Origin of the sequence: Herbaspirillum sp. 3R11, from assembly GCF_004563925.1 — a bacterium.
GTDB lineage: Bacteria > Pseudomonadota > Gammaproteobacteria > Burkholderiales > Burkholderiaceae_D > Herbaspirillum.
The window spans coordinates 98446-117327 of sequence record NZ_SPNJ01000005.1 but is presented as its reverse complement, the minus strand read 5'-3'; the positions used below and the strand labels follow the sequence as shown (position 1 = coordinate 117327).

The following is an 18882-nucleotide window of genomic DNA, read 5'->3' as shown; positions in this document are numbered from 1 at the left end:
GAAGTATCTGTCAGAGCAGACACGTACAGGATTTCAGAGTTCACCATGGTCGTCTTTATGAGACTTCCGCTGACGGCGTGTCTAGCCTCTTCGTCCAATCTTCGAACCGGCCGGATGACAGCCGCTTTTCAAACATGCTGCGCCACGATGGCGGGAAACTGTCGATCGCCAGCAATTCATGCAGCAAGTCCGGCTCGACCGGCCGGCAATACAGCACGTCGAGGATGCGCGACAGCGGCCACTGCGGATGCGGTCGCGCCAGCAAGGTCAGTTCATCGCCGGCGGTGATCCACCCGCTTTGCAGCACGCGGTAGTACCAGCCGGTCTTGCCGGATTGCTGCACCAGCCGCGACATGCCGGCATGGGCGAAGCGCAGGTTGAGCTTCCAGCACGGCTGGCGCGCCTGCGAGACTTCGAGCAATGCATCGCCGAGCGAGAAGCGATCGCCGATGCAGACCTCATGTTCGGTGACCGAATGAGAGGAGATGTTTTCACCGAAGGCGCCCGGGCGCGACCACAATTCCCGCTCGCCGATCTGCGCCTGCCAGAACGCGTAGTGCTCGCGCGGATAGTGATGCACGGCCTTGTCGGGTCCGCCATGGAAGAGCCGGTCCCCCTGCTCGTCGCCCACCAACCCGTCGGTGCCGCACCAGATGCGCCCCGACAGGACATGCTTGTCGATGCCGCTCAGATGCGCAGTCCCCGCCAGCGGGGCGACCTTGCCGGTCAGCAGATGATCGACGCGGCAACGCTGGTCTTTCACGCGTGCAATCCGGTTTCCGCCAGCCAGGCGCGCAGGATATCTTCCGCATTGCTGCGCGCCTGACCGCTGCAGCGTCTGGCGTCGTCGCGGATCGCCGACGGCCTGATCCCGGCCTGAGATAGTTCGCAGGCGTGGCCGATCAGCCAGGCGTCGATACAATCGGCGTCGGCTTCGATGTGGAACTGCAGCGCCAGCGCATGGCGTCCGTAGCGAAACGCCTGATGCGGCGTCCCCGCAGTCGACGCCAGCAGCTCGGCGCCGTCCGGCAGGTCGAAAGTATCGCCGTGCCAATGCAGCACGGCGTCGTTGTCCTTGTCATTGAGCACGGCGAGACTGGATGCGCGACCGGCGTCAGTCAGCGTTACGCCACCCCAACCGATTTCCTTTTGCCTGCCGGGATAGACGCGCGCACCCAGCGCCGCCGCCATCATCTGTGCGCCGAGACAGATGCCGAGCACGGGCTTACCGCTCGCGAGGCGCCCGCGTACCAGTTCGATCTCTTCGCTGATGAAGGGATATTCGGCGCTGTCGTTGACGCCGATCGGGCCGCCCAGCACGATCAGCAGATCCGCTGCCGCCACGGCGGCCGGCGACAGCACATCGACGCCGGCCTGGACGTAGTCGACGGTAAAGCCGGCCTGCTTCAGCACCGGCGCAAAGTTGCCGAGGTCTTCAAAGGCGAGATGGCGGATGACGAGACATTGCATGATGAGCTTTCCGAAGACGAAGGATATGACACGCAGGTGATTATATGACACAAAGTGTCCTGAGCTACAATGCCTGACCTATTTTCGCCATTCCGACATGACCATTCGACTGAAGTTGCTAAGAAAGCAAAAGGGTTGGACGCTGGAGACGCTGGCTGAGCAAAGCGGCCTCACCAAGAGCTATCTGTCCAAGATAGAACGCGGCGTCAGCATGCCGTCCATCGCGGTGGCGCTGAAGCTGGCCAAGGCCTTGCAGGTCGACGTCGGGCAACTGGCGTCGGACGCCGGCAGCGATCAGCTGATCAGCATCACGCGCGCCTCGGCGCGCACTGCCATGGCGAAGACTGCCGGCGGGGCCCGCGCGGTGGAAAGCATCGCCGCCGACATCGCGCCAAAAGAAATGCTGCCCTTCATGATGTATCCGCCGCAGGATTTCGTGGCGTCGGCATTCAAGGAACACGAGGGAGAAGAATTCCTGTTCGTCCACAAGGGCCGCATCGACGTTGAATTTCCCGACCAGCTGGTGCAACTCAAGGCCGGCGATTCCCTCTATTTCAATGCGCTGATTCCGCACCGGACCAGAAGCACCGGCAGCGTCCAGGCCGAAGTCATGGTCATCGTCAGCAATCGCGAGCGCTGAGACCGGCGCCCTCCCCCACACGCAAACACGCAAGCAAACCCCGATCAAACAAGGAGACACATCCATGACCTATCACGCATCCAACACCCGTTACGAAACCATGCAATATCGCCAGTGCGGCCGCAGCGGCCTCAAACTGCCGCTGCTGTCGCTGGGCATGTGGCACAACTTCGGCGACACCACCTCGCTGGCGACCCAGCGCGAAATGCTGCGCACCGCCTTCGACCTGGGCATCACCCATTTCGACCTGGCCAACAATTACGGGCCGCCGTACGGCAGCGCGGAAGCCAATTTCGGCCATCTGTTCAAGCAGGATTTCCAGCCTTACCGCGATGAACTGATCATCTCGACCAAGGCCGGCTGGGACATGTGGCCCGGTCCTTACGGCCAGGGCGGCGGCTCGCGCAAGTACGTGCTGGCCAGCCTGGACCAGAGCTTGAAGCGCATGAACCTGGATTACGTCGACATCTTCTACTCGCACCGCTTCGATCCCGAGACCCCGCTGGAAGAAACCATGGGCGCGCTGGCCACCGCCGTGCAGCAAGGCAAGGCGCTGTACGTCGGCGTGTCGTCGTATTCGCCGGAGAAGACCAAGGAAGCCGCCGAGCTGCTCAAGCAATGGAAGGTGCCCTGCCTGATCCATCAGCCGTCATACAACATGTTCAACCGCTGGATCGAGCAAGGCCTGCTCGATGAACTGGAACGCCAGGGCATGGGCTGCATCACCTTCACGGCGCTGGCGCAGGGACTGCTGAGCGACAAGTACCTCAACGGCATTCCGGACGATGCGCGCATCAATCGCGCCGGCGGCGGCTCGCTCAAGAGCGATCACCTGAGCGAAGAAAACCTGCAACGCGTACGTGCGCTCAACGACATCGCGAAGGCGCGCGGCCAGACGCTGGCGCAGATGGCGCTGGCCTGGGTGCTGCGCGATCCGCGCGTGACCACCACGCTGATCGGCGCCAGCAGCAGCAAGCAGATCCGCGAGAACGTCGCGGCGCTGGACAAGCTGAGCTTCAGCGCGGAAGAACTGGCCGCCATCGACAAGCAGGCGCAGGACGGTCATCTGAATCTGTGGGAAGTGTCGTCGCGCCACAAGTAATCGCGCGCAAGTAGAACGGGCCCATCGCTATGCGAAATAGCGATGGGCCCGTTTTTCATTGCAGAGTAAGGAGCGAAATCAGCCTTTGCTTAGCGCCACCTCCACCGATGCCGACAGCGGCGCCGTCGGACGGCCGATCAGCGCCGACAATTGCTTGCCTTCATCAAACAAGGCGCCCTTCGCCGCTGCCGCATCCGAGTCCGACAGCAGGACGGCGATCACTTCCGGCAATCCGAAACCGAGCAGCGCGGCCTTGTAGTCGGCTTCCGGGATGTTGCGGTACTCGACCGGCTTGCCGGACTGGCGCGCCGTTTCCGCCGCCAGCTCGCTCAGCGTGTAGGCGCCGTCGCCTGCCAGTTCGTAAATCTTGCCCGCGTGGCCGCTGCCGGTCAGCACGGCTGCTGCGGCCGCGGCGTAATCGCTGCGCGCAGCCGAGGAGATGCGACCATCGCCGGCGCTGCCGACGATGGCGCCGTTGGCGACTGCCTTCGACAGGCCACCGGTGTAGTTCTCGTGGTACCAGCCGTTGCGCAGGATCGCTGCCGGCACGCCGCTGTCCTTGATGGCCTGTTCGGTTTGCTTGTGTTCGGCGGCCAGGCCGAGTGCGGAGGTTTCGGCGCGCAGCACGCTGGTGTAAGCCAGCAGCTTGACGTTGGCGCGCTTGGCGGCGTCGATGACGGCGCGATGCTGATTCAGACGCTCACCGATTTCGTTGGACGAAATCAGCAGGACTTTTTCTGCCCCCTGCAGCGCGGCGTCGAGGCTGGCGGCGTCGGTGTAGTCGGCTCGGCGCACCTGCACGCCGAGCGCGGCAAGGTCGGCGGCCTTTTCCGGGCTGCGCACGGCGGCGACGATGTTCGCAGCGGGTACGGTTTTCAATAATGCTGCGATGACAAGGCGGCCCAATTGGCCGGTGGCTCCGGTGACGACGATCATGACAATTTCCTGTAAGGTGAAGTGAAAGAAATTGCAGCTTAGCCCACGCACTTACTTTTAGTAAGTACGCACAAAAAGGTTAGTGTAGAATAGTCGCCATGAATACCAGAGACCCCGCACTCCCCCCTCTTTCCACCCACGTATCGCTGAAGGACCGCATGCAGCGCGGCGAGTTGTTTGCCGCCGATTGCCCGTCGCGCAGCGTATTGAAGCACCTCACCAGCCGCTGGGGCGTGCTGTTGCTGGTCGCCCTGCTGGGCGGCACGCATCGCTTCAGCGACCTGCGCCGCAAGGTCGGCGGGGTCAGTGAAAAGATGCTGGCGCAGACGCTGCAGGAGCTGGAAAGCGACGGCCTGGTGATCCGCAAATCGTATGACGTAGTGCCGCCGCACGTCGACTACACGCTGTCGCCGCTGGGGCAGGAAGCGGCGCAGCGCATCGAGACGCTGACGGATTGGATCGAGGTGAGTTTGCCGCGCTTCATGGCGGCCAGGCAGGAAAAGGAAGAGGAAAAAGAAAACCGGGCGTCAAAGTAAAACCCGCCCGGAAAATAAAAAAGGCCCTGCTGAATGCGGGCCTTGTTTATTTTTGCTGCTGTTCAAACTGGGGTGGCTGACGGGGCTCGAACCCGCGACAACAGGAATCACAATCCTGGACTCTACCAACTGAGCTACAGCCACCACTGCATGACCAAGACCTGAATTACTGCCTTGAGTCAGTGAAGCAAAAGATTATACAAAACTGTACGGCTTCTGGCAAATGAAATAGTCGCCGCCATGCAATTTGCCGGAATCCCCGGGCGACGGCGGCTAACTCGTCGCGATCTGGCGTACTTCTGCATCCATCTTCAGCAGATTCGCCAGGGCCGTCGACAAGGTGCTCGCGCCGGCAGTGGTGTAAGCCACCAGACTTCCGCCATTTTCAGCAGCGTCGCCGGAACGCATCAGCGTCTTCGCCTCCAGCAAGCGGCTCAATTGCCGCGTCACCGCTTCGCCGGTATCGATGATGACCGGCGCGGCGCATCCGGCGTGCCGCGCCGCCGACTCGATCAGCTCGCGCGCAAACGGATAATGCGTGCAACCCAGCACCAGCGTATCGGCGCCCTGCGCGATCAGCGGCATGACGTAGCGATCCACCAATGCAGCTGTGGCCGGCGATTGCAGCTCGCCCTTCTCGATCTGATCGACCAGGCCGACGCAGGCCTGCGAAATGAATTGCACCTTGCCGGCTGCCGCGATCTGCTCACGCAAGGCGATGAAGCGCGCACTCGCCAAGGTGCTGCGCGTAGCCAGCACGCCGACCACGCCGCTCTTGCTGTGCAGCGCTGCCGGTTTCAGGCCGGGCTCAATGCCGACCACGATCAGTTCGGGCCACTGCACACGGATCGCCTGGATCGCCGCGGCGGTCGCGGTATTGCACGCCACCACCAATGCCTTGATGCCCTGCCCGATCAGGAAGCCGGCAATCGCCAGCGAGCGGTCGACGATCTGCTGCTCGTCCTTGTCACCATACGGCGCATAGCCGGAGTCGGCGAAGTACAGCAGATGCTCCTGCGGCAAGGCCGCGCGCACGTGACGCAGCACCGACAAGCCACCGATGCCGGAATCGAAAATGCCGATGGGCGCATCACAATTCATGTGAGCGTCCACCGGCATCGGCGTTGCTGGTGAAGCCGCAGCGGTCATCGGCGAGCGACTCCCGCTTGCGGCTTCGGTTGAAACATCATCATCATGCAGTCGTGACCGCGATCTTGCTCAGCGCGGTGTTGGTCGCGATCTTTTCCTTCCACTCGGCAGGACCGGTGTTGTGCACCGAGATGCCGTTGGAATCAACTGCCACCGTGACCGGCATGTCCTTGACGTCGAACTCGTAGATCGCTTCCATGCCCAGGTCCGCAAAGCCCAGCACCTTGGCCGACTTGATCGCCTTCGACACCAGGTAGGCCGAACCGCCGACTGCCATCAGGTAAGCCGACTTGTGCTTCTTGATCGCTTCGATGGCGGCCGGGCCGCGTTCGGACTTGCCGATCATGGAAATCAGGCCGGTCTGCTCCAGCATCATGTCGGTGAACTTGTCCATGCGCGTTGCCGTCGTCGGACCCGCAGGACCAACCACTTCGTCGCGCACCGGGTCGACCGGACCGACGTAATAGATCACGCGGTTGGTGAAGTCGACCGGCAGCTTCTCGCCCTTGGCCAGCATCTCCTGAATACGCTTGTGCGCGGCGTCGCGGCCGGTCAGCATCTTGCCGTTCAGCAGCAGGGTCTGGCCCGGCTTCCACGAAGCGACTTCTTCCTTGGTCAGCGTGTCGAGGTTGACGCTCTTCGACTTTTCGGTGTCCGGCACCCAGTGCACTTCAGGCCATTCGGACAGCGACGGCGGGTCCATGTAGGCCGGGCCGGAACCGTCCAGCACGAAGTGGCCGTGGCGGGTTGCCGCGCAGTTCGGGATCATCGCGACCGGCTTGGATGCGGCGTGGGTCGGGTACATCGCGATCTTGACGTCAAGCACGGTGGTCAAGCCGCCCAGGCCTTGTGCGCCGATGCCGAGCGCGTTGACCTTGTCGCACAGTTCAATGCGCAGCTCTTCGGTCTTGTTTTGCGGACCACGTTGCTTCAGTTCGTACATGTCGATGTCGTCCATCAGCACTTCCTTGGCCATCAGCATGGCCTTCTCGGCGGTGCCGCCGATACCGATGCCGAGCATGCCTGGAGGACACCAGCCGGCGCCCATGGTCGGCACGGTCTTCAAGACCCAGTCCACCAGCGAATCGGAAGGATTGAGCATGACGAACTTGGTCTTGTTCTCGGAACCGCCACCCTTGGCGGCGATGCGCACGTCGACGGTGTTGCCCGGCACCAGTTCCATGTGAATCACGGCCGGGGTGTTGTCCTTGGTGTTCTTGCGGTCGAATTGCGGATCGGCCACGATGGAGGCGCGCAGCACGTTGTCCGGATGGCTGTAACCCTGGCGCACGCCTTGGTTGACGGCGTCGGCGATAGAGCCGCTGCCGAAACCTTCAAAGCGCACGCCCATGCCGATGCGCAGGAACACGTTGACGATGCCGGTGTCCTGGCAGATCGGACGCTTGCCTTCGGCGCACATGCGCGAGTTGGTCAGGATCTGGGCGATGGAATCCTTGGCGGCCGGGTTCTGCTCCAGCTCATAGGCGCGCGCCAGATGCTGGATGTAATCCACCGGATGGTAGTAGCTGATGTATTGCAGCGCGGCGGCTACGGATTCGATGAGATCGTCTTGCTTGATGATGGTCATGGCTGGTTCTCTCGGGGTTGAATGAAAAATGCGGAAAGATTCGGTCAGAGTGGTTCCGGCGGCTCCGCTGGAATCGCGGGATGGCTCATGAGCCGGTCGCAATAGGCGATCGCCATGGCCGACAACAGGAAGGTGATATGGATGCCGGTCTGCGCCAGCAAGGTCTTGACGTCGTACAGGTTGGCGTTGATGAAAGTCTTGAGCAGATGGATCGACGAGATGCCGATGATCGCCGTCGCCAGCTTGACCTTCAGCACCGAGGCATTCACGTGCGACAGCCACTCGGGCTGATCGGGATGGCTTTCGAGGTTCATGCGCGAGACGAAGGTTTCGTAGCCGCCCACGATCACCATGATCAGCAGGTTCGAAATCATCACCACGTCGATCAGCGCCAGCACCACCAGCATGATGGTTTGCTCGTTGAGCTTGTCGGGACGCAGCGCGCCTTCGATGGCGACCGCGTCGAGGATGTGTTCCAGCGAGGCCGCATTGCCCAGCGCCGCGCCGATCAGGTCGCTCAGCTCGACCCAGAAATGATAGACGTAGACGCACTGCGCCAGGATCAGGCCGAGGTACAAAGGCAGCTGCAACCACCGGCTCATGAAAATCAGATTGGGAACGATGCCGATCTTTTTACCGGAAGGCGTGGAGCGAGTGTCTTTCATTGGCGCGGATCTCAGAATAAAACAGTGATGTGAGCAGGCGGTCAGCCTTGCGTCACGGCAGCTTGCGTGCATCGCATGTGGAGAACGGATGCATTCAGGCGAGCGAATTCAGGCCGCTATTTTACACTCCCTTGACAGGTTCTTGCCCCAACCTTTGGCTGCCGGCGCGCTACGGACAACGGCCACAGATGCGATAATGCACTCTGGCAATACCGCAGTGCAAACTTCGTTGCGCTCTTATGGTCTGACCTCTGTACGTGACGTCGGACCGCGCGCAGCGGCCCTTTCCGCCCCGATCAATTCAGAATGTGTAAGGACTGAGTAAGTGAACACGCCTATGTTTTGCAAAAAGCAAAAATCATTAATCGCAGGAGACTAATCGTGGCAGACATCGAAACCTTCAAGCAGGAAAACCGTGTATTCGCTCCACCGGCAGAGTTCGTCAAGAACGCCGCCGTGTCCGGCATGGACGCCTATAACGCCTTGTGCGCCGAAGCCGAGCGCGACTACGAAGGCTTCTGGGCCCGCCTCGCGCGTGAAAACCTGCAATGGAACAAGCCCTTCACCAAGACCCTGAACGAAGCCGACGCGCCGTTCTACAAATGGTTTGAAGACGGCAAGATCAACGTCTCGTACAACTGCCTCGACGTCAACCTGGACAACGGCAACGCCGACAAGACCGCGGTCATCTTCGAATCCGACGACGCCAAGGTCACCCGCGTCACCTATCGCGAACTGCACAAGAAAGTCTGCCACTTCGCCAACGGCCTGAAGTCGCTCGGCGTCAAGAAAGGCGACCGCGTCGTCATCTACATGCCGATGTCGGTCGAAGGCGTCGCCGCCATGCAAGCCTGCGCCCGCATCGGCGCCACGCACTCGGTGGTGTTCGGCGGTTTCTCCGCCAAATCGCTGCAAGAACGCGTGATCGACGCCGGCGCAGTCGCCGTCATCACCGCCGACTACCAGGTGCGCGGCGGCAAGCAATTGCCGCTCAAATCCATCGTCGACGAAGCGCTCGCCATGGGCGGCTGCGACACCATCAAGAACGTGATCGTCTACAAGCGCGCCGGCGCCGACATCAACTGGGTCGAAGGCCGCGACCTGTGGCTGCACGACGTCGTCGCCAACCAACCCGACGCCTGCGAACCTGAATGGGTCGACGCCGAACATCCGTTGTTCATCCTCTACACCTCCGGCTCCACCGGCAAACCGAAGGGCGTGCAACACGCGTCCGGCGGCTACCTGCTGTGGGCCGTGCTGACGATGAAGTGGACCTTCGACATCAAGCCGAACGACATCTACTGGTGCACCGCCGACATCGGCTGGATCACCGGCCACACCTACATCGCCTACGGCCCGCTGGCAGTCGGCGCGACGCAGATCGTGTTCGAAGGCGTGCCGACCTATCCGAACGCCGGCCGTTTCTGGGACATGGTCCAACGCCACAAGGCCACCATTTTCTACACCGCGCCGACCGCGATCCGCTCGCTGATCAAGGCCGCCGAAGCCGACGAAAAAATCCATCCCAAGCAATACGACCTGTCGTCGCTGCGCCTGCTGGGTTCGGTCGGTGAGCCGATCAATCCGGAAGCATGGATGTGGTACTACAAGAACATCGGCCAGGAAAAATGCCCGATCGTCGACACCTTCTGGCAAACCGAAACCGGCGGCCACATGATCTCGCCGCTGCCGGGCGCGACGCCGCAAGTACCGGGCTCTTGCACACTGCCGCTGCCGGGCATCACCGCCGCCATCGTCGATGAAACCGGCAACGACCTGCCCGACGGCACCGGCGGCATCCTGGTCGTCAAGCGTCCGTGGCCGTCGATGATCCGCACCATCTGGAACGATCCCGAGCGTTTCAAGAAGGCCTATTTCCCTGAAGAATTCGGCGGCAAGGTCTACCTCGCCGGCGACGGCGCGATCCGCAACAAGGACACCGGCTACTTCACCATCACCGGCCGCATCGATGACGTGCTGAACGTCTCCGGTCACCGCATGGGCACGATGGAAATCGAATCCGCCTTGGTCGCCAACCCGATCGTGGCCGAAGCCGCCGTGGTCGGCAAACCGGACGAAACCACCGGCGAATCGATCTGCGCCTTCGTGGTCCTGAAGCGCCCTCGCCCGACCGGCGACGAAGCCAAGGCCATCGCCAAGGAGTTGCGCGACTGGGTCGCCAAGGAAATCGGCCCGATCGCCAAGCCCAAGGAAATCCGTTTCGGCGACAACCTGCCCAAGACCCGCTCCGGCAAAATCATGCGCCGCCTGCTGCGCGTGCTGGCCAAGGGCGAAGACATCACGCAGGACATCTCGACCCTGGAAAACCCGGCCATCCTGGACCAGCTCAAGGAAGCGCAATAAGCTGAAAATAGACGGAAAGGCACGCTGTTCCCGGTCGCAAGCCGCATCCGCACCGGGAATGCCGATCTGACAAGAAATAATGGCGATGCCGCAACGCATCGCCATTATTTTATGGGTGACGGTTCAAAATCGCGTCACTCCCTAAAAAATGTTGCTATAATCAGCGGCTTCGCTAAAAACGAAGCCAAATTCCGGAGAGATGGATGAGTGGTTGAAGTCGCACGCCTGGAAAGCGTGTATAGGTTAATAGCCTATCGGGGGTTCGAATCCCCCTCTCTCCGCCAGAATACAAAATGCCCGCTTATGCGGGCATTTTTATTTGTACTTCCATTTTGTTTGCGCAGCAAACCCATCTGCGGAGAGAAGTAAGCCGCCTGCGCGGCTTACGCGGGGGATTCGAAGGAAATCGCTTGCAAGCGATTCAGCGGCCTGCGGAACGTAGGCGAATCCCTCTCTCCGCCAAGATCAAGTACTAAGTAGTCCAAGAACCTGCGTCAAGCCTAGTGCTGATGCGCTTTTCTGTCTTCATGCTGTCTTTTGCGTTCCGTTGAAAACCTAAGCGTTTTACCCACAACGAACGTTCGGTCGGGGCAACCTCGCATCACGCCGCATAACTTGCCTAAGTAGATTTGTTGGCCTTGTACTGCTTCTGAAATTGGTAGACTCGGACCTCAATTGCTGGCGCCTTCTCTGCCAACGAAATTCTTGACCAAGTAGCTTCTCACTCCTCGGTTGAGCGCACGGCTGCCAGCTTCGCCTTCCCACGCAAGGTAGTTCTGCATCCGGAGCTTCATCTCTGTCACCTCGGGGCCAGAGCCACAGATGATGGCCGCATCCATTCCGTTGTTTAGCAAATTTGCTAAGGCATTTGCTACCAAGCCTTCGTCGCCTCCAAGCCGGGAAAGTAATTGAGCAGGCTGCTCCTTAGACAAATCAGCTGGGTTCAACGCCCGCAAACAACCCGGGTAGCGCGCAAAAAGCGATGCGGCCACGTTACGCCATACGTCATTAGACAGACTCCAGTGCGTGAATAGCAGTTGGGTTGCTTCGAACACTGCTCTCCAAACAACTATGCCTTGGCAAGAAAGTGGTGATTTCTCATCGGCTTCAAGACAACAGTCGATGAGGCTGAGACCCACCCCGGCAAGAAACAAACTGGGCGCCATCAACGAATTGTCGTCGAAGTATGAGTAGTGCAGAGCCGCTCGCTGTTCGGGAGCGAATAGGTCGAAGTCTTCCCGCCAGGACTCGGCGACTTCATCCTCGGCCATGTAGATCTTGGCGAAGACACGATGGCGCCAAGTAGGCATTACTTCGCCATATCTCACTGAAAACGGACTTCTTGCCTTGCGTAAGAGTGCAATGAAGGAGGGGCGAAAGGACGCTTCTCGACGGCCCTCTCCTTTAAGCACTCGTTCTTGAACGAGCATGGCCGCGAGCACCAGCTGCTCGTACGCATTGCTTGCATCGTCGTCAGCAAGTTGGCTCGGAAACACTCCATGTTCTGGGGGCTCCTCACTCATTGATGGATACACGTCTGCAGCGTCTACTTTTGATTGTGCAAATGCTGCCAAAGTGGCATTGAATACCGCTTCGAAGATCGAGTCCTCGGAGCGAGACGCCGCGACATGTACTTGATGCCGCATCCAGCGAGACACAAGCTGGACACCGTCAGGACGCATTAACGCCCTTTCAATAATGGTGTGAGCGATGTTAGCCAGCTCGGTGCTGTGAGCGAGTGGAGTACCGTCGTTTTTCCTATGGATGCCAAGCTCTCTAATCACGCCAAAAGCAGTTTGAAGCAGCAAGGGCGCAACCACGTTCCTGTTCCAAAGTCCACTCTGCTCGTCAATCACCAAAGGCGCTCGTTCGAGCATTTCTAAGACCTTATCGAGGTCATATGTGATGGAGCGCCAGTAAAAGCACCCCTCCTGCAAAGGGAATGGGCGGATCTCCTCTATCAATGGAAGTAACTCTATCGGTCGGGCTGCAGCCAGTGGAGCAAGCATTCCCAGGCGCTCCGGTAGCATATCAAGACCCATCCATACTCGCGTGTCCCACACTGCACCAAAATCTGCCTCGGCCGCCCATACCTCCATTGCAGGTCCAAGCGCAGAGCGGCGGCTTGGTAAGAGATGACTTTCGGGACGCGAGCACTCGTCTTGGATAAATGTGCGCATGGCGGCGGTAACTACGCCGAGTTCAACGATGCTGGATGCCCCGACGATTTCAGAAAACGCCAGCACACGCGTGCTGTTCTCAGCCAGCATACGAGCTACGTGTACCCCGTCGACGGAAGGCTGCTTGCGGGACACCAGCGCATCGAATAGAGCGCTAGCGATGAACCAATCCGCAATAGGACGGCCGTGGTCACTCGGATTCAATAACGAAACGTTGATGTCGTCTATGATTGTCGCAGGCCATTGATCGGCGAAATCGGCAGGCGGTTCAATGGCTGTCGGTAAGAATTGCTGAACGACGGACGATATGATTCCTTCATTCGCAGGTGCTTTTGGCATCTGCGCGAGCAGATTTTGAAAGAACTCCGCGAGTGCGGCCCTCACCGCAGCCCCCCACGGCTCGCTAGTACCTTGCCGCCCGTGATTTACTTGGTCCTGCTCCTCGGAAATCCAGCTGTTGAGCTTGAGAAGTCGCTTATCGATCATTTTTTGCTCCATTGTTCTGCGGCCGCCAGGGTCGCTTCAATGAACTCGTTGACGCCCAAGTCCTTGGCCTTCCAGCCTCGACTAAACCCTGTGAGGCACTGCTCGACACTACCCACCGAACCGCCGAAGTGCCAAAATTCGCCATCGGTTACGGCAAATCGATCATGCGGGAACGGAGATTTGGATGATTCCATACCTTCGATGTAATGAAACTTCAAAGGGTTACCCTTCAAAAGCACTTCCTGAATGTTCTTGGCAAGAGGCGTACAGTAAGACTTGTCATCCTTACCCGTAAGAACGATAAGTGTCTGGAGACTGCGCGCAATGCCTGGCTCAAGCTCCTCACGCAACCGATGTAGAAGCTTGCGGTCCGAATGACGATCAAAGAGAATCACTAGCCGAGAGCGGCGAAACTCTTCCCAGAACACTTTACTTCCCAACGGCGATCCACTATCCCTTCTCATGCGGTTCTCAGCGTGTCGAGCTCCGATGGATTCCAAGCCGGGAATACGTACGCTGTCTGCTTCCACGAGCTGTGTTGCGTGAGGCACTGTTGCCCACAGCAAAGTGGGCTGCGCAGTACCGTTAAAATTACGAAGCGGGCGCCAATCAATTGTTGCAGCAAAGGCGCCCTCATCATCGTCCAGCGGAAGCTCTTTGACCGGAGATCTGCTCTTGTTGACGCTCTTCATGTCGTTTTATTTGTTTTGCGTGCGGCAACCCAGTCGGCTAGTGTTCTGGTCCGTACAAGGTCATCCAGAATGTTTTGGAGCTCTGCGACTACAACATCGGGAGCGGGAACACTAATCATCATCCCTGCTCGCTCACCCAAGCTGTTGAGCGAATTACCTGTGAACCAGACTGCATTATCGATGACTAGAAATCGGTCATGGACTGTGGGCATATCACCAGTCATAACCTTGACTTCGATATGCCCCATTTCTGTTCGCGATAGCGTGCGCAGTAGCTGCTCACCGGCCTCAATGGTACTGTCAACGAGGTCGGGTATCTGCATAGCCGTGCTGGCACCAGTAAGAATCACGACCTTTGCCGATGCGTGGGTAGTCGCAAGCGCAAAGCTAAACAGCTCGGGCGCTGCGAAGTACGGGTCCACTATCCAAACTCGCTCGCGCGCGGTCCCTATTAGAGCGCGAACAAACTCGGTGGCCTCAGTTTTTGAGCGATGAAACCACTTTTGTCCTAATCTCTCAGCCTCATCCGAACGCTTGCGCTCGAACTCCCGCTTGCGAAGTATTGCAGGCAGAACCGTGGGTCCCCCTGGTTCACGATGTGTGCTTGTAGAGACCAAGTGGGAAAGCGGCACCTCGTACTCTTCAGGAGGGGTACCGGGGGGCTGAGGAACTTGAATTCGCTTACGCGAGCTAATAAGGCTTATCCCTATGCTCGACTGCCGCATGTAGCTCGAAGGAGCTTGCCACTCTAAAAGGCCACGGCGAGGGCAGTGCAGGTACAACTCGACTTCCTCGACTGCCCCAACATGCTTTACGAGCAAGTACGGGGCCGCTGCAAATGCCATCGTCTGGTAAGCGCTAATTCCTGTCGGACGATGCTCGATGACTGTGGCTTGGAGCCCTTCGGAAGTCATGCCCTCCCTGGGCGTGATTTCGATCGCGGTACCTTCACTACCGTCTTCAGCGATGTGCAATCGCATGTGCAAGCTACGGAACACTGGATTTGGCACAAGCAAGTGAATGGATCCAGCCAACTCGGGATACCGCTCGAAGCTCGTGAGAATACGATCTGATGCCCAGGTGCGCAGCTCCGGATGCAGGTCGAACAACTTCTGAATCAAAGGTGGCACGTGTTCTGGATAAAGGTGGTGCGCGCGAACAGAGGACGGTACATCGCCGGAGACCGGGAACTTGGTGCCCACCACCAGCTGTGGCCACGGAGGTTCTTCGAGATGCGGTTCGGCTACGGCTGGATAGCTCGCGTCGCGCTGCAAAAGCTCGAATTTCCCTTCTCTACACCGCTCGTACCAAGCCATTGCCTCCCGCGCAGTCAATACGTACCGCGAGTAAAAGATACGACCGTTTCCTCCAAGCCTCTTCGCAGGTTCAGAGAGCCTTTTTTCTTGGGGGGGGCGTTCAAGTTCGGCTGGCCACAATTCGGCTGAAGCGAATACAAGGTGATATTTCTCCTCGTATAGCAAGCAGATAAGCTGAACGATTGCATGCTCGTAATCGCCCTCCACAATCGATGTGACTTGCATCGTTATTTTGCCTCTTCATTTTTTGCGGGATAGTTATTTTCTCCGTCCCGTTCTTCTTCCAAAGTATCGTCAGTGATTCTAAATCGCTTTCGCAAATCAATAAGGCGATCCGCATCTTGCCGATCACTGATTGACTGCGATTTAATAGTTTCAATGAAAGCTCCTCTTGACTCGTTCGATGCATCCATTAGAAGAGCGTCGATCTCATTCAAATGCCGATCAATGAATTCTGTCGCTATCGGGCTTGGGCTCACAATTAGCTTTGAATAGACTTGATTAAGAGAGATGTTCGGATACTCAGAGAATTTCATTCGATCCGCAATCTCTCTGTAGCACTCAATAAACAACAGCAAACCCTCGTCATTGACCACTATATTCGACAATGCTAACAGAACGTCCCCAGCCAAAGTGGTCTGGTTGTGTTGGCCCAAACCATCAACGACTATCTGCCAGTCTTGCTTAAATTTTTTAATTTTAGTTCCACCCTTGAGCAAAGAGACAGCATGATCAAGCAGTGCTGGTCGATACTCACTAACTGGAGGGGTCAAGGCAGTATCTTTTTGTCTGATAATCAATAGCCGCAATAAGTCATTTTGTTCTGAAAACGCCTGTTGCCATTCTTCCTGCGTCGCGCCAAGGACTACTTTATCGATACTTTCAAGGATGATATTCAGCGAGGTGTCGGCCGCTTGAGCTTGGATATCAGCGATCAATATGGAAGAAAATGTAAGCAATTTGGCTTTGTCCGACTTAAAGCTCAAGTTCCAATTTTGCAAATTCCTAAGAAATGTGAAAACTACTTCGTCGTCACCAATAAAAGTTTTGATCTCTGGATAAGCACCCAAAGTCTCGTAGGAGTTCAACCGCGTCATATTGACTGTGCGGATTATTTCTCGCAACACCTGCGCATACAAGATCGTGGCCTCATCGCCTGGGAGACCACGTCGAAGCCAGTTACCAAAGGGAGAAAGATCTGGAGAGGCTTTTGCGATCAGCGCAATGAATTCGGCATCATCTGTTCCTTCACTTAGTAAATCGTTGAACCATTGCACGGCGGCAATAACGACACTTCCCATTTGAGGATGATCACTAGGGATAGGATACGGCTTTGTAGAGTCTTGCAGCGCCATCAGCATCGCAACTGCTTGTGCTGAGCTAGACTTATCACCCGCCTCGCTAGCGGCACGGGCATGCAAAGCAAGGGAGCCATCCAGTGTTAAGGGTTTCACTAGTGCCTTCCACTTTTCTAATGCGCCATCTCCCATCTTTAAGCAGAGCATTTTAGCTATTTGTAGCAAGGCAGCTCGTTTAGGTTCATCTTCGTTGCTGCCCAACGCATTTGTTTTAAGAATTGAGAGAATTTCTATTTGTAGTCGCTCGAAATTGTCTATTGAAAAATACCCGCTAAGTTGATTCAGGACGGCTAGAGCAATCGAAGGCTTTGAATTTACGAGATTTATAAAGCTCTGCTCTAACTGTTGGCGGTCACATTGAGTCTGATGTACGTCGGAAAGCCTGTAATTCCCCGACTGGGCGCAATGATGGGCACAACCAAGAATAGCAGTCGAATTAAGAGAAATAATCGTTTTCTGCCTGAACTCTTTAAATACGTCATCAGTAACAACTGCTTGTAAAGACTCTTGGATAGCCATTGAAGCAGAAAACCAAGCGACTCCATAATCAAATAGTCCAATCTGTTCGATTTCCTGTGGAGTTCCTCCTAAGATAGACTGAATTTTACGGGCTAGCTGTGGAGCTTCTAACGGACTACGAATACCGGATATTGCTAACGAAAACGCTTTGACAACATCAATATCTGGCCATATCGCGATGTTTGATTTTTGGATATCACTCGCAATATCGCGCCAACATACCTTCGCACGTGCATCGTCGAGTTGAAGGCCCGCTAAGTTAACGCACACCCGATCCAGCACACCTTCTGGCGTAAGTAACCACTCACGTGATGGCTCTTGCAATACGTCCTGAAGAACATCATCAAATCCAGGAACGGTCGCCAATTTTCGGAGATTTTCGACCCTTGAGCTTATCAGCGCTTTGGCAATCGGATCCTGCAGTAGAACTTGATTGGCAGCAGCAGGTTCAACGTTGAAAGCCAGTGCTGCGATTTCACGATGTATATCATCTACATTTGCAATTTGCACGTACCGTGGGTGAATCGTTCCCTCTTTTTGTAAGCTATCCGACTTAGACTCAATTTCCTTCCGGTTCAAAATGTAGACAGCGCACGCTTCTAAAGAAATCGTTCGCTGCCATTGAGCGTCCAACGCACCAAGTTCATTTACAAAATGGATGATTCGACGCGGGCTTGCATGGGTACTGGTCTTCTGAAAACTGTATCTGAGAAGTCGAAACAAGCGTTCGCTCAGCTCTTCGTCGATAGCCTTAGAAAAGCAGTCCTTTAATTTGGCAAGGAAAAAACTTCGCCAGTCATGAGATATTGGTGGCGCGACACGCAAAGTACGGCTGAATGTCTTTTCAATGAAATCAGCCTCCTTGTCTTCCCCTTCTTCTCCTAGCGCATTCATGACAAATTTCTTATCATATGGAAGGACCACCAAGACGTTGTCATGAGGTTGAATCCCTGGGCCACCTCTGATGGCAAATAGTGCTCTGACTTCAGACCAAGTATTGGCTACGGAATCTTTGGGAAGGCGGTCTATATTGTCTAGAACATTAATAATGCAAATGCCACGAGATTGAGCACCACTCAATAAATTTCGAAAGATTCGATGAAACTCGATGGTAGTTGGATCTGTCTCCCGAATGTTCTGTTTGGTCGTCTCGCTTTCAACATCTCTGGAGAACATTGAGACGCAATTGGACGCAGCATCCGAGAAACTTTTACCTGATCGTGCCAAAGAGAATCTAAAGTGACGCCAGTCAACCACATAGAAAAGATTGACGAAACGGAACGCAACACTTCCATAGAGAACGGCAACGAGTGTTAAAGCAACGTGGAACGGCCAGCTAGGACTAGACGTTGAATCGGATGGTGGCTTCAGCGCAGATGGGCCAAGCCATGAATAAATGAATGGTAGGAGTGGAAGAATAAGAATGAAGACTATGCCGAAAGCGTTATATTTTTTTGTACTCTCGACAGTCACCGACTTAACACGATCGCGAATCTCGTCCCGGGCTTTATCAAGGGTTTCAGACGCCAACATCTTTTGAGCAGCTAGCCATGCAACGAAAGATTCGAGAAATGCTCGACGAAAATCATCTGATTGGTGTGCCCACAAATCAAAAGTAAATATAGAGTGCTTAAGATTGCTTCCATCAAGCGCTGCGAGCTTTTTCTGGGCAATTCTGATCACTGTGGATTTTCCTGCTCCCCAAGAACCTTCTAACCCAACGGCACCGTCACGACCTTGCATCTGATTCAAGGCATCAACTAACGCATTTGCGGTTCTATCATGCCCTTTGCCGCCGAACTCATCTATTTCAGCGGGGCTATCTTGAAGAATCCTTGTTGTTCCTTGCATATATTCCTCATTTTTATTTTTCATTTATGT

General features: G+C 56.6%; 14 protein-coding genes and 2 tRNA genes. 5 read left to right on the top strand and 11 right to left on the bottom strand.

The window, feature by feature from the left end:
• Positions 1 to 55: 55 nt before the first annotated feature.
• A complete protein-coding gene (locus E4P32_RS20510) occupies positions 56 to 763 on the bottom strand; it encodes an MOSC domain-containing protein (RefSeq protein ID WP_116435436.1) in 708 nt (235 codons plus the stop codon).
• Positions 760 to 1470: a glutamine amidotransferase gene (locus tag E4P32_RS20505; RefSeq protein ID WP_116435435.1), complete on the bottom strand. Its 711-nt coding sequence runs from the start codon at positions 1468 to 1470 to the stop codon at positions 760 to 762. The genes E4P32_RS20510 and E4P32_RS20505 overlap by 4 nt, the downstream gene beginning before the upstream one ends.
• Before the next feature lie 97 nt (positions 1471 to 1567).
• Between E4P32_RS20505 and E4P32_RS20500 the strand changes: the two genes are divergently transcribed.
• Entirely contained in the window at positions 1568 to 2110 is a 543-nt protein-coding gene (locus E4P32_RS20500) for an XRE family transcriptional regulator (RefSeq protein WP_116435434.1), read from the top strand.
• Between the two features lie 64 nt (positions 2111 to 2174).
• Positions 2175 to 3212, top strand: coding sequence for an L-glyceraldehyde 3-phosphate reductase (gene mgrA, locus E4P32_RS20495; protein ID WP_116435433.1), 1038 nt, complete (start codon positions 2175 to 2177; stop codon positions 3210 to 3212).
• A 78-nt stretch (positions 3213 to 3290) separates the two neighbouring features.
• Here the strand turns inward: mgrA and E4P32_RS20490 are convergent, their stop codons facing one another.
• A complete protein-coding gene (locus E4P32_RS20490) occupies positions 3291 to 4148 on the bottom strand; it encodes an SDR family oxidoreductase (protein WP_116435432.1) in 858 nt (285 codons plus the stop codon).
• A 98-nt stretch (positions 4149 to 4246) separates the two neighbouring features.
• Between E4P32_RS20490 and E4P32_RS20485 the strand changes: the two genes are divergently transcribed.
• The gene (locus E4P32_RS20485; protein ID WP_116435431.1) at positions 4247 to 4684 is read left to right on the top strand and encodes a helix-turn-helix domain-containing protein; all 438 of its coding nucleotides are present in this window, start codon (positions 4247 to 4249) and stop codon (positions 4682 to 4684) included.
• Positions 4685 to 4752: 68 nt separating this feature from the next.
• Here the strand turns inward: E4P32_RS20485 and E4P32_RS20480 are convergent.
• From E4P32_RS20480 to E4P32_RS20465, 4 genes are all read right to left on the bottom strand, one after another.
• Positions 4753 to 4828, bottom strand: a tRNA-His gene (locus tag E4P32_RS20480).
• Positions 4829 to 4957: 129 nt separating this feature from the next.
• Positions 4958 to 5785, bottom strand: a complete 828-nt coding sequence (gene murI / locus E4P32_RS20475) for a glutamate racemase (protein ID WP_116435709.1) — start codon at positions 5783 to 5785, stop codon at positions 4958 to 4960.
• Between the two features lie 91 nt (positions 5786 to 5876).
• Positions 5877 to 7421, bottom strand: a complete 1545-nt coding sequence (locus E4P32_RS20470) for a fumarate hydratase (RefSeq protein ID WP_116435430.1) — start codon at positions 7419 to 7421, stop codon at positions 5877 to 5879.
• Between the two features lie 44 nt (positions 7422 to 7465).
• Positions 7466 to 8086, bottom strand: a complete 621-nt coding sequence (locus E4P32_RS20465) for a YqhA family protein (protein WP_116435429.1) — start codon at positions 8084 to 8086, stop codon at positions 7466 to 7468.
• 381 nt (positions 8087 to 8467) lie between these two features.
• Between E4P32_RS20465 and acs the strand changes: the two genes are divergently transcribed.
• Both acs and E4P32_RS20455 read left to right on the top strand, forming a co-directional pair.
• Positions 8468 to 10450 carry an acetate--CoA ligase gene (acs, locus tag E4P32_RS20460; RefSeq protein ID WP_116435428.1) on the top strand — a complete coding sequence of 661 codons (1983 nt, stop codon included), beginning with the start codon at positions 8468 to 8470 and terminating at the stop codon, positions 10448 to 10450.
• A gap of 193 nt (positions 10451 to 10643) precedes the next feature.
• A tRNA-Ser gene (locus tag E4P32_RS20455) sits at positions 10644 to 10734 on the top strand.
• A 387-nt stretch (positions 10735 to 11121) separates the two neighbouring features.
• Here the strand turns inward: E4P32_RS20455 and E4P32_RS20450 are convergent.
• The 4 genes from E4P32_RS20450 to E4P32_RS20435 are packed head-to-tail and all read right to left on the bottom strand — an operon-like array spanning position 11122 to position 18876.
• Positions 11122 to 13116 (bottom strand): hypothetical protein, encoded by a 1995-nt coding sequence (locus E4P32_RS20450; protein ID WP_116435427.1) that lies wholly within the window; start codon positions 13114 to 13116, stop codon positions 11122 to 11124.
• Positions 13113 to 13808, bottom strand: a complete 696-nt coding sequence (locus E4P32_RS20445) for a hypothetical protein (protein WP_116435426.1) — start codon at positions 13806 to 13808, stop codon at positions 13113 to 13115. Before E4P32_RS20445 ends, E4P32_RS20450 begins: the two co-directional genes overlap by 4 nt.
• The gene (locus tag E4P32_RS20440) at positions 13805 to 15349 is read right to left on the bottom strand and encodes a VPA1262 family N-terminal domain-containing protein (protein WP_116435425.1); all 1545 of its coding nucleotides are present in this window, start codon (positions 15347 to 15349) and stop codon (positions 13805 to 13807) included. The genes E4P32_RS20445 and E4P32_RS20440 overlap by 4 nt, the downstream gene beginning before the upstream one ends.
• Positions 15350 to 15351: 2 nt before the next feature.
• Positions 15352 to 18876 carry a P-loop NTPase fold protein gene (locus E4P32_RS20435; protein ID WP_116435424.1) on the bottom strand — a complete coding sequence of 1175 codons (3525 nt, stop codon included), beginning with the start codon at positions 18874 to 18876 and terminating at the stop codon, positions 15352 to 15354.
• Positions 18877 to 18882 lie beyond the last annotated feature (6 nt).

Coding starts and splice junctions, on each gene's coding strand:
- E4P32_RS20435 (WP_116435424.1), bottom strand. CDS start 18,876: ATGAAAAATAAAAATGAGGAATATATGCAAGGAACAACAAGGATTCTT.
- E4P32_RS20440 (WP_116435425.1), bottom strand. CDS start 15,349: ATGCAAGTCACATCGATTGTGGAGGGCGATTACGAGCATGCAATCGTT.
- E4P32_RS20470 (WP_116435430.1), bottom strand. CDS start 7,421: ATGACCATCATCAAGCAAGACGATCTCATCGAATCCGTAGCCGCCGCG.
- E4P32_RS20465 (WP_116435429.1), bottom strand. CDS start 8,086: ATGAAAGACACTCGCTCCACGCCTTCCGGTAAAAAGATCGGCATCGTT.
- murI (WP_116435709.1), bottom strand. CDS start 5,785: ATGAATTGTGATGCGCCCATCGGCATTTTCGATTCCGGCATCGGTGGC.
- mgrA (WP_116435433.1), top strand. CDS start 2,175: ATGACCTATCACGCATCCAACACCCGTTACGAAACCATGCAATATCGC.
- E4P32_RS20500 (WP_116435434.1), top strand. CDS start 1,568: ATGACCATTCGACTGAAGTTGCTAAGAAAGCAAAAGGGTTGGACGCTG.
- E4P32_RS20485 (WP_116435431.1), top strand. CDS start 4,247: ATGAATACCAGAGACCCCGCACTCCCCCCTCTTTCCACCCACGTATCG.
- E4P32_RS20450 (WP_116435427.1), bottom strand. CDS start 13,116: ATGATCGATAAGCGACTTCTCAAGCTCAACAGCTGGATTTCCGAGGAG.
- E4P32_RS20445 (WP_116435426.1), bottom strand. CDS start 13,808: ATGAAGAGCGTCAACAAGAGCAGATCTCCGGTCAAAGAGCTTCCGCTG.
- E4P32_RS20490 (WP_116435432.1), bottom strand. CDS start 4,148: ATGATCGTCGTCACCGGAGCCACCGGCCAATTGGGCCGCCTTGTCATC.
- E4P32_RS20505 (WP_116435435.1), bottom strand. CDS start 1,470: ATGCAATGTCTCGTCATCCGCCATCTCGCCTTTGAAGACCTCGGCAAC.